Genomic DNA, 14,168 nt, shown 5'->3' with positions numbered 1-14,168 from the left:
ACCTGGCCGGAGCCATGAAGAACGGGCCCGGCAGCCGGACGGTACAGCCGGAAGACAACCCAGCAGGGTGTCAGTCAGTGGCAGAGCCACGACCACCGGAACCCGCTACGAGTATCAATGTCAGTGGCGCCCCGTAGGGTTGGCAGTGCTATGACGAAGCCCTCCCTCCCCGACCTGCTGCATGCCGCCGTCTCCGCCGTCGGCGGCACGGAGCGGCCCGGCCAGGTGGCCATGGCCGAAGCCGTTGCCGAAGCGATCGACGAGAACTCCCACCGGCTGATCCAGGCAGGCACCGGCACCGGCAAGTCCCTCGGCTACCTGGTGCCCGCCCTCGCACACGGCGAGCGCGTGGTCGTCGCCACCGCGACCCTGGCCCTCCAGCGCCAGCTCGTCGAGCGCGACCTGCCCCGGACGGTGGAGGCGCTGCATCCGCAGCTCCGCCGCCGCCCGCAGTTCGCCATGCTAAAGGGCCGTTCCAACTACCTGTGCCTGCACCGTCTGCACGAGGGCGCACCGCAGGATGAGGAGGAGGGCCTCTTCGACCAGTTCGAGGCGGCCACCCCCAGCAGCAAGCTCGGAAAGGACCTCCTGCGCCTGCGCGACTGGGCGGACGAGACAGAGACCGGCGACCGTGACGACCTGACGCCCGGCGTCTCCGACAAGGCGTGGCAACAGATCTCCGTCTCGTCCAGCGAGTGCCTGGGAGCGACGAAGTGCGCCTACGGCGCCGAGTGCTTCGCCGAGGCCGCCCGGGAACGGGCCAAACTCGCCGACGTGGTCGTCACCAACCACGCGCTGCTCGCCATCGACGCCATCCAGGGCGCGCCGGTGCTGCCGCAGCACGAGGTGTTGATCGTGGACGAGGCTCACGAGCTGGTCTCCCGGGTGACGGGCGTCGCGACCGGCGAGCTCACCCCGGGGCAGGTCAATCGGGCCGTGAAGCGCGTCGCGAAGCTCGTGGACGAGAAGACGGCCGATGCCCTGCAGACCGCCTCCGAATCGTTCGAGCGCGTCATGGAACTGGCGCTCCCTGGCCGGCTGGAGACGGTCCCCGAGGACCTCGGCTACGCCCTGATGTCCCTCCGCGACTCGGCGCGCAACGTGATCTCGGTGATCGGCAACACCCGCGACAAGTCCGTGCAGGACGAGGACGCCGTGCGCAAGCAGGCCCTCGCCGCCGTGGAGAGCATCCACGGAGTGGCGGAGCGGATCGTCCTCGGTTCCGAATACGACGTCGTCTGGTACGAGCGGCACGATCGCTTCGGCGCCACCCTGCGCGTGGCACCGCTGTCGGTGTCCGGGCTGCTGCGCGAGAAGCTGTTCGAGGACCGCTCGGTGGTCCTCACCTCTGCCACGCTCAAGCTCGGCGGGGATTTCAACGGGGTCGCCGCGTCGATGGGCCTGTCCCCGGAAGGGGTGGAGGGCGACGACGCACCCGTCTGGCGGGGTCTGGACGTGGGCTCCCCGTTCGACTACCCCAAGCAGGGGATCCTGTACGTCGCCAAGCACCTGGCCACGCCCGGCCGGGAGGGCACCCGCGGCGACATGATGGACGAGCTCGCCGAACTGATCGAGGCGGCCGGCGGTCGTACCCTCGGCCTCTTCTCCTCCATGCGGGGCGCCAAGGCGGCCGCCGAGGAACTGCGCGAGCGGCTCGACCACCCGATCCTGCTCCAGGGCGAGGAGACGCTCGGCGAGTTGATCAAGGCCTTCGCCGCAGATCCCAAGACCTGCCTGTTCGGGACGCTCTCCCTGTGGCAGGGCGTCGACGTTCCGGGGCCCAGCTGCCAGCTCGTGATCATGGACCGGATCCCGTTTCCGCGCCCCGACGACCCGTTGATGAGCGCGCGGCAGAAGTCGGTCGAGGAGCACGGTGGCAACGGATTCATGGCGGTGGCCGCCACGCACGCGGCGCTGCTGATGGCCCAGGGCGCGGGCCGGCTCGTCCGGGCGACGGGCGACAAGGGCGTGGTCGCGGTCCTGGACCCCCGACTCGCGACGGCTCGCTACGGCAGCTTCCTGCGCGCCACGCTCCCGGACTTCTGGTACACGACCGACCGGAACCAGGTGCGTCGCTCACTGGCCGCCATCGACGCGACCGCCCAGGCGGACGGCAAGTAGCCGTCCCCGAGGGGGCGGCAGTGACGAAGCGGTGGAACCACGGGAACGGATGGGGACACGAAGCAGCTCCGGGACCGGCGCAGTAGGTCCCGGAGCTGGCTGAGGGCGCGAGGGTCAGACCCTGCGCAGTACGGCGACGACCTTGCCGAGGATGGTCGCCTCGTCACCCGGAATGGGCTGGTAGGCGGCGTTGTGCGGGAGCAGCCAGACATGGCCGTCTTCGCGCTTGAACCGCTTGACCGTGGCCTCGCCGTCCAGCATCGCGGCGACGATGTCGCCGTTCTCCGCGACGGGCTGACGCCGGACGGTGACCCAGTCACCGTCACAGATCGCGGCCTCGATCATCGAGTCGCCGACGACCTTGAGGACGAAGAGCTCGCCGTCACCCACCAGCTGGCGGGGGAGGGGGAACACGTCCTCGACCGATTCCTCGGCGAGGATCGGGCCGCCGGCCGCGATCCGACCCACCAGGGGCACGTACGACGCGGCAGGCTTGCCGGTGGTGTCCGTGGGCTGCGAGCTGGGCTGGTCCGAGCCGCGCACCTCGTACGCCCGGGGGCGGTGCGGGTCGCGGCGCAGGAAGCCCTTGCGCTCCAGGGCCATCAGCTGGTGCGCGACCGACGAGGTGCTGGACAGTCCCACCGCCTGGCCGATCTCCCGCATCGACGGCGGGTAACCCCTGCGCTGCACGGAGTCGCGGATGACCTCGATGACCCTCCGCTGCCGGTCCGTGAGTCCGGAACTGTCGGCGCGGATGCCTGGAGGTCGCCCTGGCATCGAGCGAGCGGGGCGTGCGGGCTCCGTCTCCGGATTCTGACTTGCGTCATTCATGGCATGCACCGGCTCAAGTCGGCTCTGGGAGCGGTTCTGGGCAGTGATGGTGGCACTGTCTGCGGTCGTGGTCACGTCTGCGGCCCCTCTCGAAATGTTCTCCCTAGTTGGACAACGGTAGTTGCTTTCGAAAGGTTGCGCCAAACACACGTTCGAGTGAAAAAGCAAGGATCGTTCACTTGAGATGTCGCAAGAGGTGTATAGGCAGACCATCCGTCGAACGTGGATTCGGTCCCGCGTTCGCTGCTTACGGTACCCTTCCGGGTTGGATCGCCAGGGTCCGGGCCGGCGTCCAGTGTGGCGCCGAGGGTGCCCGGACGCGGTCGGCTCACGCCGCGACACGCTGAGCGATGTAAATCCACCGCAACCCAAGATCTAGTGGTTGGATGAGCGCTGCCGCCCAGAAGTTGTGGTCCCCGGTCCGCCGGAGCCCCCGACATCGCATATGCTGGTGGCTGCTTCACGAGCCCCCGGCGGGACCGTTTCCTCCGCCGTTCAGGGGCTCCGTGGGGTGATTCAGTCGTGCCGAGAAGGAGGGTGAGGGAACCATGCACTGCCCCTTCTGCAGGCACCCCGACAGCCGCGTAGTCGACAGCCGCACCACGGACGACGGCACGTCGATCCGACGGCGCCGTCAGTGCCCCGACTGCTCCCGTCGCTTCACGACGGTGGAGACGGCCTCGCTGATGGTGATCAAGCGCAGCGGGGTGACCGAACCCTTCAGTCGCTCCAAGGTCATCTCTGGCGTCCGCAAGGCGTGCCAGGGTCGACCGGTCACCGAGGACGCCCTCGCCAAGCTCGGCCAGCGGGTCGAGGAGGCGGTGCGCGCCACCGGGAGTGCCGAGCTGACCACCCATGACGTGGGTCTGGCCATACTCGGCCCGTTGCAGGAACTCGACCTGGTCGCCTACCTGCGGTTCGCATCCGTCTACAAAGCGTTCGACACCCTCGAAGACTTCGAGACCGCCATCGTGGAATTGCGCGAGCGGCGGCCTCATCCCCCTGAGGTCGAGCCCGGTGGGACCCCCTCGGTCGTCCCCGTGCCCGCCTCCGCCTCCGACTGACCTGACGGGCCGCACAGCAGCGCGGTCTGCCCGGTCGATTCGAGGCGCCTCCCGGCGGTAGCCGGGAGCAGATTCGTAGATACAAGACACACAGCACCGTGCCGCGGAATAGCGCTGGCACTTTAGGGCGTTTTTGCCCGCATATGGGAGGCGGCCATGACAGAGACGGCGAGCAGCTCGGCGCGAGGTTCCCGAGCCAAGGGGACCAAGGCCACCAAGAGCGGCCTGCGGATCGAGCGCATCCACACCACCCCGGGCGTGCACCCGTACGACGAGGTGAGCTGGGAGCGTCGTGACGTCGTCATGACCAACTGGCGCGACGGTTCGGTCAACTTCGAGCAGCGTGGCGTCGAGTTCCCCGACTTCTGGTCGGTGAACGCGGTCAACATCGTCACCAGCAAGTACTTCCGCGGCGCGGTCGGCAGCCCGCAGCGCGAGACCGGCCTGAAGCAGCTCATCGACCGGATCGTGAAGACGTACACGAAGGCCGGCGAGGACTTCGACTACTTCTCCTCGCCCGCGGACGCGGAGATCTTCGAGCACGAGCTGACCTACGCCCTCCTGCACCAGATCTTCAGCTTCAACTCCCCGGTGTGGTTCAACGTCGGCACGCCCCAGCCGCAGCAGGTCTCCGCCTGCTTCATCCTGGCCGTCGACGACTCCATGGAGTCGATCCTCGACTGGTACAAGGAAGAGGGCATGATCTTCAAGGGCGGCTCCGGCGCCGGCCTGAACCTCTCCCGCATCCGCTCCTCCAAGGAGCTCCTCTCCTCCGGCGGCAACGCCTCCGGCCCGGTCTCCTTCATGCGGGGCGCGGACGCGTCCGCAGGAACGATCAAGTCCGGTGGTGCCACCCGTCGCGCCGCCAAGATGGTCGTCCTGGACGTGGACCACCCGGACGTCGAGGACTTCATCGCCACCAAGGTGAAGGAAGAGGAGAAGATCCGCGCCCTGCGCGACGCGGGCTTCGACATGGACCTGGGCGGCGACGACATCACGTCCGTCCAGTACCAGAACGCCAACAACTCCGTCCGCGTGAACGACGAGTTCATGACGGCCGTCGAGAACGGCACCGAGTTCGGCCTGCGGGCCCGCATGACCGGCGAGGTCATCGAGAAGGTCGACGCCAAGGCGCTCTTCCGCAAGCTCGCCGAGGCCGCGTGGGCCTGCGCCGACCCGGGCATCCAGTACGACGGTGTGATCAACAACTGGCACACCTGCCCCGAGTCCGGCCGCATCACCGCGTCCAACCCCTGCAGCGAGTACATGCACCTGGACAACACGTCCTGCAACCTCGCCTCGCTGAACCTGATGAAGTTCCTCGACGACGACGGCAAGGGCAACCAGGCCTTCGACGCCGAGCGCTTCGCCAAGGTCGTCGAGCTCGTCATCACCGCGATGGACATCTCCATCTGCTTCGCGGACTTCCCGACCCAGAAGATCGGCGAGAACACCCGCGCCTTCCGTCAGCTGGGCATCGGCTACGCCAACCTCGGCGCCCTGCTGATGGCCACGGGTCACGCGTACGACTCGGACGGCGGCCGCACCCTCGCCGCGTCGATCACCTCGCTGATGACGGGCACCGCGTACAAGCGCTCCGCCGAGCTGGCCGCGATCGTGGGCCCGTACGACGGCTACGCCCGCAACGCCGACTCGCACAAGCGCGTCATGAAGCAGCACGCCGACGCCAACGCCGTCGCGCCGCGCACCCAGGACCTGGACAACTCCATCTGGGCCGCGGCCACGGAGGCCTGGCAGGACGTTCTGCGCCTCGGCGAGAAGAACGGCTTCCGCAACTCCCAGGCCTCCGTCCTCGCGCCGACCGGCACCATCGGTCTCGCGATGTCCTGCGACACCACTGGTGTCGAGCCGGACCTGGCCCTGGTCAAGTTCAAGAAGCTCGTCGGCGGCGGCTCGATGCAGATCGTCAACGGCACCGTCCCGCAGGCCCTGCGCCGCCTGGGTTACCAGGAGGAGCAGATCGAGGCGATCGTCACCCACATCGCCGAGCACGGTGTGGTCGTCGACGCCCCGGGTCTGAAGGCGGAGCACTACTCGGTCTTCGACTGCGCCATGGGCGAGCGTTCCATCTCCGCGATGGGTCACGTCCGCATGATGGCCGCGATCCAGCCCTGGATCTCCGGCGCGATCTCGAAGACGGTCAACATGCCGGAGACGGCGACCGTCGAGGAGATCGAGGAGATCTACTTCGAGGCGTGGAAGCTGGGCGTCAAGGCGCTGGCGATCTACCGCGACAACTGCAAGGTCGGTCAGCCCCTCTCCGCGAAGAAGAAGGAAGCGGAGAAGGTCGAGGTCACCGAGAAGGCCGAGGAGACCATCCGCGCGGCGGTCGAGAAGGTCATCGAGTACCGCCCCGTCCGCAAGCGCCTCCCCAAGGGCCGCCCGGGGATCACCACCTCCTTCACGGTCGGTGGCGCCGAGGGCTACATGACGGCGAACTCCTACCCGGACGACGGTCTGGGCGAGGTCTTCCTGAAGATGTCCAAGCAGGGCTCGACCCTCGCGGGCATGATGGACGCCTTCTCCATCGCCGTCTCGGTCGGTCTGCAGTACGGCGTCCCGCTGGAGACGTACGTCTCGAAGTTCACGAACATGCGCTTCGAGCCGGCCGGCATGACGGACGACCCGGACGTGCGGATGGCGCAGTCGATCGTCGACTACATCTTCCGTCGCGTGGCGCTCGACTTCCTGCCCTTCGAGACCCGCTCCGCCCTCGGCATCCACTCCGCCGAGGAGCGTCAGCGTCACCTCGACACCGGTTCCTATGAGCCGCTGGACGGAGAGCAGATCGACACCGAGACGTTGGCCCAGTCGGCCCCGCTCGCCGCAGTTCCCGCGCCGAAGCCGGTCACGGCCGTCGCGGCCGCGGCCCCGAAGACGGCGCACTCCAGCGCCGAACTCGTCGAGATGCAGCTGGGTGTCTCCGCCGACGCCCCGCTCTGCTTCTCCTGCGGTACGAAGATGCAGCGCGCCGGCTCCTGCTACATCTGTGAGGGCTGCGGCTCCACCAGCGGCTGCAGCTGACACCGGTCGTGATCGCGCGGGACGGTCGTCCCGCGTGATCGGCACGGCCGGCTGAGCGGTGGCTCACGAAGGGGATCGACCTGGTGGTCGGTCCCCTTCGGCGTGTGCGCGACGAGCCGAGGCGGGTTGGTGTGGAGGGCGGTCATGCCGATCATTGTGCGGGGCGCGCCGATCGGGCGCCGTGGAGTGTGCGGGGGAGCGGGAAGCCGTGTGGAGTTCTGACGAGCTGGACCTGGACGCCTATCTGGCGAGGATCGGCCTGGAGACCGGGGCGGGCGGCCGGGAACTCCGGCCCGACCTGGAGGCGTTGTACGCAGTGACCCGGGCCCACATCGCCGCCATTCCCTTCGAGAGCCTGGACGTCACGCTCGGCCGTCCCGTCGCGCTGGACGTCAAGGCATTGCAGGACAAGATCGTGCACGGTCGCCGAGGCGGCTACTGCTACGAACAGAACTCGCTGCTGGCCGCCGCCCTGGAGCGGATCGGCTTCGAGGTCGCCGGGCGCGGGGCCCGCAACCGCACCCGGGGTGACGCGCTGCTCGCGGTGACGCACGCCGTCCTCGTCGTCACCGTCGAGGGCGAACCGTGGCTGTGTGACGCCGGGTTCGGCCACCCCGGGCCGCGCGAACCCGTACCGCTCGCGCGTACCGGAGTCGAGGTGCGGCAGGGGCGGTGGACGTACGCCGTCCGCGCGGAGGGGGACGGCGTCCTGGTGCTCCGCTCGCTGCGCGGGGAGGAGTGGCGTGACCTGTACGCGTTCTCGCCCCAGGCGTACCACCCCGTGGACTACGTGGTGCTGAACCACTACAGCTCCTCGCACCCGCACTCCGCGTTCGTCGGCAAGGTCATCGTCCAATACCCCGGAGAGTCCGTGCGCGTGGCCCTCGTGGGGAGGGAACTCACCCGCTTGTATCCGGACGGACGCCTCGATCGGGAGAGCGTGGCACCGGACGAGCTGATCACCGTGCTCGACCGCGAGTTCGGGCTTCGACTGCCCGAGCGGGACGCCGCGGAACTGGTGCGGATCCATCGGGCCGGGGACTGACCCGGACCGCGCCGGGCCCGTACGATGGCGCGGTGCTGGTCAAGTGGATTCGCTGCACGGTGACGGACCGACGCGGGTTCGAGCGTGGGCAGCGCAAATGGGCGGGGCTTCCGGGGGAGCCGGGCTTCCGGGGACAGGGCGGCGGATGGAGCCGGGGCCGGCAAGGCGTCGCGCACGTCTTCGCGTTCTGGGAGAGCCGCTCCTTCTACGACTCCTTCATGGCCCGCTCGCACGACCGGCTGGCCGCGTCCCAGAACGGCACCTATACCGACGCGCGGGTCACGCTCTTCGATCACCGCTTCGACGTGAAGACCGGCTTCGAGCCGCGCTTCTCCGACGCCGACGTCGTCCGGGTCGCCCACACCCGGGTACGCGAGGGCCGCGTGGACCACTTCGCGCTCATGCAGGAGAAGGTGTGGAACCCGGCCATGGCCGGGTCGCCCGGCATGATCCGGGGCCTCTTCGGGGAGGCCCCGGGCCGTGAGTTCCTGGTCTTGTCGATGTGGCGCGCGGCCGCCGAACACGGCAAGTACCGACAGGAGCGGGTGGAGCGGCTGTCGCTGCGCGCCCAGACCGAGGCCGACGTGGAGGCGCTCACGGGCGACGTCGTCGACCTCGAACCCTCCTGGACGGTATGACCGTACGACGACCGCCGGCGTGAGCGGCGAGCCCGGTGCGCGGGGAACAAGATGTCCGAATAGGGTCGTGGGATGGTTCGACCACGGCGCATCGTCCTTGTCCGACACGGGGAGTCGGAGGGGAACGCCGACGACACGGTGTACGAGCGGGAGCCCGATCATGCCCTGCGCCTGACCCGGACCGGACGGGAACAGGCCGCCGAGGCCGGCGTTCGGCTGCGCGAACTCTTCGGTGACGAGTCCATCAGCGCCTACGTCTCCCCGTACCGCAGGACCCTGCAGACCTTCCGCGAGCTGCGCCTGGACCCGACCCGGGTCCGGATGCGCGAGGAACCCCGACTGCGGGAACAGGACTGGGGCAACTGGCAGGACCGGGACGACGTGCGGTTGCAGAAGGCGTACCGGGACGCCTACGGGCACTTCTTCTACCGCTTCGCCCAGGGGGAGTCGGGTGCGGACGTCTACGACCGGGTCGGTTCCTTCCTGGAGAGCCTCTACCGCAGCTTCGAGGCCGAGGATCACCCCGAGAACGTTCTGGTGGTGACGCACGGGTTGACGATGCGGCTGTTCTGCATGCGCTGGTTCCACTGGTCGGTGGCCGAGTTCGAGTGCCTGTCCAACCCCGGGAACGGGGAATTCCGCGCGCTGCTGCTCGGCTCGGACGGCCGGTACCGGATGGACCGCCCATTTGAGCGGTGGACCACACCCGAGCCTTATGACCTGGACGGCTAGAGTGGCGCGCGATGACCGCTGACTCCTCCTCCGAAAGGCGCTACGCACGCGCCATGTCCAGCCTCCGAGGGCTGGCACTGGGTGACGCTCTGGGCTCCCAGTACTTCGTTCCCGTGAACTATCCACGGCTCAAGCGGCGTGAGGTCCCCGCCGGCACCGACGCCTGGCAGTGGACCGACGACACCGAGATGGCCTGCTCGGTGGTGGCCGTGCTCGCCGAGCACGGGCGCATCGACCAGGACGCGCTCGCTCTGTCCTTCGCCCACCACCACGACTTCGACCGCGGCTACGGGCCTGCCGTGAACCGGATGCTGCGGCTGATCCGAGAAGGCGCGGACTGGCGCACGCAGGCGGCCGAACTGTTCAACGGCCAGGGCTCGTGGGGCAACGGGGCCGCCATGCGGATCGCGCCGCTGGGCGCCTGGTACGCGGACGACCCCGAGCAGGCCACGCACCAGGCCGAGATCTCGGCGTACACCACCCATCAGCACCGCGAGGCGGTCTGCGGAGCGATGGCCGTCGCTGCGGCCGCGTCGCTGGCGGCGGCTCCGGCCGGCCCGCCGAAGGCCGCCGACCTGTTGGACGCGGTGATCGCGCTGGTGCCGCGCAGCGCGGTGGGCGCCGGGCTGCGTCGGGCGCGCGGGATGCTCGACTACGACGACGCGACCACGGTCGCGGCGGTCCTGGGATGCGGGCGGCGCACGAGCGCCCACGACACGGTGCCGTTCGCGCTGTGGTCGGCGGCCCGGTCACTGGACGACTACGAGCAGGCGTTCTGGACCACCGCACAGGTGGGCGGGGACGTGGACACGACGTGCGCCATCGTCGGCGGAGTGCTGGGTGCCCGGGGGGACGCGGTGCTGCCGGCGGCGTGGCTGTCGCGCACCGAGGCCCTTCCGGCGTGGTTGCCCAACGCGGCGCGCTAGTCCGTCCGGTCCGGATCTTCCGGCCCCGAGGGCGCCCGGGTACCTGGTACCCGGGCGCCCTTCGCGTTGTCCTGCCGAGGGGCGGCCCCGTGCGCGGACGCGGCGGGGTGGGCCGATGTGATTGTCACGGTCCTGACACAAGGGCTTCTTGAATTTGTTCAAAACTTCCTGACCCCGGCCTACCCTGTCCGCTTCGCCGCTCTCGTCTCACGCACTCGGGGAGCGGCTGACAGGGGAGGGATCTGATGTCTGAGAACGCCGACACGGCGAAACGCGATGCGGCCGGAGGCGAGACCGCCGGCGAGCGGTCCGCGGAGCCCGGGACCGGGGCCGGTACCGGTACCGGTACGTCCGGCGTCGGTACCTCCGGAGGCGATACGTCCGGCGCCGGGGCTCCCGGCGCGGGGGCCTCGGGGGCGGGGCAGGCCCAGGCTGCCGCCGCGGCGCGGGCGCAGGAGTCGTTGGCCCGGCGGGTCCGGTCCGCGCCGCCCGCTCCGATCCGCACCGCCACCCTCGTCGCCGTGCTCGTCGCCGGTCTCGCCACCGCGGTCTTCCTCGGCGACGGCGTCGGCCCCGGGCTGCTGCTCGCCGCGCTGCCCGCCATGGCCGCCGCGTACGTCGCCGCCCGGGCGGCCGGTCGCACGGTCCGACCCTGGACCGTGGTCTGGTCCCTCGGCTGCGTGGCCCTGCTCGTCGTGCCGGCCCTGCGCGACTCCGCCTGGCCGAGCACGCTCGCGGTCCTCGCCGCCGTCTCCCTGGCCGCGCTGGCCCTGCACGGAACCCGCCGCTGGCCGGGCGTGCTGCTCGCCCCGCTCGGGTTGATCGACACGGCGGTCACCGGGGTCGGCTGGGCCTGGGAGGGGGTGCGTTCGCGCGGCGGCGGGGTGGACCGTACGCGCTGGCTGCCCATCGCCAAGGCGACCGTCGTGGCCGTCGTCCTCCTGTTCGTGTTCGGGGCGCTGTTCGCCTCCGCCGACGCGGCCTTCGCGGATCTGCTGGGCGATCTGACCCCGGACGTCTCCGTCGGAGAGAGCCCGTTCCGCGTCGCCCTGTTCCTGGTGGGCGCGCTCTGCGCCCTGTCCGTCGCCCGGACCGCCGCGGCTCCGCTGCGCTGGGACCGCGTCGCGACGACCCCGGGCAAGCCGCGCTCCCGCGTGGAGTGGGCGCTTCCGCTCGTCGTGCTCAACCTGCTGTTCGCGGGGTTCATCGCGGTGCAACTGGCCGTCCTGTTCGGCGGGTACGACAAGGTCCTGGACCGTACGGGCCTGACCTACGCCGAGTACGCCCGCCAGGGCTTCTGGCAGTTGCTCTGGGCCACCGTGTTCGTCCTGGCCGTCATCGCCCTCGCCCTGCGCTGGGCACCCCGCGGCGGTGCGGGCGACCGCCGCTTCGTCCGGGTGGTCCTGGGCACCCTGTGCCTGCTGACACTGGTCGTGGTGGCCTCCGCGGTGCGCCGGATGGACCTGTACGTGGACGCGTACGGGCTGACCCGGCTGCGCCTGTCGGTGGTCACCATGGAACTGTGGCTCGGGCTCGTGATCGTGCTGCTCATGGCGGCCGGCGTGTTCGGCGGGCGTTGGCTGGCCCGTGCGGTGGCAGGCAGCGCCGCCGCCACCGTCCTGGCCTTCGGGCTGATGTCCCCGGACGGGATCATCGCCGAGACGAACGTCGCCCGGTACACGTCGGACGAGAAGATCGACGTGGAGTACTTCCGCCATCTGTCGGCCGATGCCGCACCCGCCCTGGACCGCCTGCCCGAACCTCAGCGCTCCTGCGCCCTGATCGGAGTCCGCGACGACCTGGCGGAGTCCAAGGGCGCGCCCTGGTTCGCGACGAGCCTGGCGCAGTCCCGCGCGCGCCGGATCCTCGACGCGCGCCCGGTCACGGCCACCGCCCACGACTGCGTACGGCTCGGCCTGTACGGCGGCCGCAGCGAGTACTGACCCCGTACTCGAACGCGTACGCAGGGGCGTCGGGGGAGGGTCGCCGTGCCGGCCGGCGACCCCCCTTCGGGCCGTGCTCAGCCCACGGGGCCGGCCGTCTCCGCGGTTCCGTTGAGGGCCTCCAGGTCGCTCTTGCGCACCCGGATCACCCACAGTGCCGTGGCCAGGGCGAGTCCGGACATCGCCACGGCGGCGATGAACGCGGTGGAGATGCCCTGGGTGAGGACGGTGTCGCCCCACGGGTCGGGCAGCCGGCCGGTCGCCTTGAAGGCCGCCAGTTGCTCCGGCTCCGCCTGCGCCAGGAACGCGGGGACCTGCTTCTCGGCCTCGTCGCGACCGGCCGTGCCGAAGACGGTCACCAGGATGGACAGACCGAGCGAGCCACCGACCTGCTGGGCGGCGTTCAGCAGACCGGAGGCCGCGCCGGCCTCCCTCGGCGCCACCCCCGAGACGGCGGTGAGGGTGAGGGTCACGAAGTTGAGCCCCATGCCGAAGCCGAAGAGGAGCATCGGCCCCAACACCCCGGACACGTACGAACTGTCCGTGCGGATGAACGTCAGCCAGGTCAGGCCCACCCCGGTGAGCGCGGACCCGAGGACCATGAACGGCTTGGGCCCGAAGCGCGGCAGGAAGCGCTGGGAGAGTCCGGCGGCCGTCACGATGGCGACGGTGACGGGCAGGAAACCGAGTCCGCAACGGATCGGGGAGAAGCCGAGCACGTTCTGCACGAACTGGACGATGAAGAAGAACATGCCGAACATCGCGGCGGCCAGGCCGAGCATGATCACGTAGGTGCCGGCGCGGTTGCGGTCGGCGAACATCCGCAGCGGGGTGATCGGTTCGCGGGCCCGCGATTCGACGAACACGAACATCCCGAGGAGTACGACGGCGGCGGCGAAGGAGCCGAGGGTGAGCGCGTCGCGCCAACCGTCCTCCGACGCGCGGATGAAGCCGTAGACGAGCGAGGCCATGCCGCCGGTGGACGTGAGGGCCCCGGCGATGTCGAAGCGACCGGGATGGCGTTCGGACTCGCTGATGTAAAGCGGTGCGAGGACGGCGATCAGGATGCCGATCGGCACGTTGACGAAGAGGACCCATCGCCAGTCGAGCCACTCGGTGAGCATGCCGCCCGTCAACAGGCCGATCGCGCCGCCACCCGCCGAGACGGCCGCGAACACGCCGAAGGCGCGATTGCGTTCGGGACCCTCGGCGAAGGTCGTGGTGATCAGGGCGAGGGAGGTCGGGGAGGCGATCGCACCGCCGACTCCCTGGAGGGCGCGGGCCGCCAGCAGTTGCCAGGGCTCCTGGGCGAAACCGCCGAGGAGCGAGGCGAGGGTGAAGAGCAGGATGCCGGTGATGAAGACGCGGCGTCGCCCCAGGATGTCGCCGGCCCGGCCGCCGAGCAGCAGCAGGCCGCCGAAGGCCAGGGTGTACGCGCTGATCACCCAGGACAGGTCGGTGGTGGAGAAGGAGAGCGCGGTCTGGATGTGGGGGAGCGCGATGTTCACGATCGTCGCGTCGAGAACCACCATGAGCTGGCAGGCGGCGATGACCGCGAGTGCCACTCCCGGACGCCCGGGACGTCGGGCGGCGCCGGGTATTCGTGGCGTGGCCAGTTGAGTGCTTGTCACTGAGGATCCCCCCAAAGTGAAATAGTGAACGCTTCCGTTCACTGAGGGTCCACGGTAGGAGCCGGCGCTTAGTGGTCTGCGTCGTAAATCCTTCGGGGGTTGACGTCGGGCTTGGCGTGCGCTTGCCCGTGTCAGGTGTCGAGACCGGTGAGGTGGAGGTGGCAGGCGGTGTCGAGTGCGTCCTCGGGGGTG

Annotated in this window: 10 protein-coding genes; 8 read left to right on the top strand and 2 right to left on the bottom strand. The window is 69.9% G+C overall.

Annotated features, from left to right (window positions below; genetic code table 11):
• The first annotated feature begins 150 nt into the window (after positions 1 to 150).
• The gene (locus tag OTB19_RS38685) at positions 151 to 2,121 is read left to right on the top strand and encodes an ATP-dependent DNA helicase (protein ID WP_267803482.1); all 1,971 of its coding nucleotides are present in this window, start codon (positions 151 to 153) and stop codon (positions 2,119 to 2,121) included.
• 114 nt (positions 2,122 to 2,235) lie between these two features.
• Here OTB19_RS38685 and lexA read toward each other — a convergent pair whose 3' ends face one another.
• Positions 2,236 to 3,027, bottom strand: a complete 792-nt coding sequence (gene lexA / locus OTB19_RS38680; protein WP_053685155.1) for a transcriptional repressor LexA — start codon at positions 3,025 to 3,027, stop codon at positions 2,236 to 2,238.
• A gap of 473 nt (positions 3,028 to 3,500) precedes the next feature.
• On the opposite strand from lexA, the gene nrdR reads away from it, so the two are divergent.
• From nrdR to OTB19_RS38645, 7 genes are all read left to right on the top strand, one after another.
• Positions 3,501 to 4,016, top strand: a complete 516-nt coding sequence (gene nrdR / locus OTB19_RS38675; protein WP_267803481.1) for a transcriptional regulator NrdR — start codon at positions 3,501 to 3,503, stop codon at positions 4,014 to 4,016.
• A gap of 156 nt (positions 4,017 to 4,172) precedes the next feature.
• The gene (locus OTB19_RS38670) at positions 4,173 to 7,061 is read left to right on the top strand and encodes a vitamin B12-dependent ribonucleotide reductase (protein WP_267803480.1); all 2,889 of its coding nucleotides are present in this window, start codon (positions 4,173 to 4,175) and stop codon (positions 7,059 to 7,061) included.
• Positions 7,062 to 7,269: 208 nt separating this feature from the next.
• Positions 7,270 to 8,106 (top strand): arylamine N-acetyltransferase family protein, encoded by an 837-nt coding sequence (locus OTB19_RS38665; RefSeq protein WP_267803479.1) that lies wholly within the window; start codon positions 7,270 to 7,272, stop codon positions 8,104 to 8,106.
• Positions 8,107 to 8,138: 32 nt separating this feature from the next.
• On the top strand, positions 8,139 to 8,744 hold the full coding sequence (locus tag OTB19_RS38660; RefSeq protein ID WP_267803478.1) for a YdbC family protein: 606 nt from the start codon (positions 8,139 to 8,141) through the stop codon (positions 8,742 to 8,744).
• A gap of 72 nt (positions 8,745 to 8,816) precedes the next feature.
• Entirely contained in the window at positions 8,817 to 9,476 is a 660-nt protein-coding gene (locus tag OTB19_RS38655; protein ID WP_053676307.1) for a histidine phosphatase family protein, read from the top strand.
• Positions 9,477 to 9,487: 11 nt separating this feature from the next.
• The gene (locus OTB19_RS38650) at positions 9,488 to 10,402 is read left to right on the top strand and encodes an ADP-ribosylglycohydrolase family protein (protein WP_267803477.1); all 915 of its coding nucleotides are present in this window, start codon (positions 9,488 to 9,490) and stop codon (positions 10,400 to 10,402) included.
• 245 nt (positions 10,403 to 10,647) lie between these two features.
• Complete coding sequence (locus OTB19_RS38645) at positions 10,648 to 12,345, top strand: DUF4173 domain-containing protein (protein WP_267803476.1); 1,698 nt, start codon at positions 10,648 to 10,650, stop codon at positions 12,343 to 12,345.
• A 77-nt stretch (positions 12,346 to 12,422) separates the two neighbouring features.
• Here the strand turns inward: OTB19_RS38645 and OTB19_RS38640 are convergent, their stop codons facing one another.
• Complete coding sequence (locus OTB19_RS38640) at positions 12,423 to 13,976, bottom strand: MFS transporter (protein ID WP_267803475.1); 1,554 nt, start codon at positions 13,974 to 13,976, stop codon at positions 12,423 to 12,425.
• Positions 13,977 to 14,168 lie beyond the last annotated feature (192 nt).

Source organism: Streptomyces sp. H27-H5 (assembly GCF_026627505.1).
In the GTDB taxonomy this organism is placed as follows: Bacteria; Actinomycetota; Actinomycetes; order Streptomycetales; family Streptomycetaceae; genus Streptomyces.
This window is presented reverse-complemented; position numbering and strand designations above follow the sequence as displayed.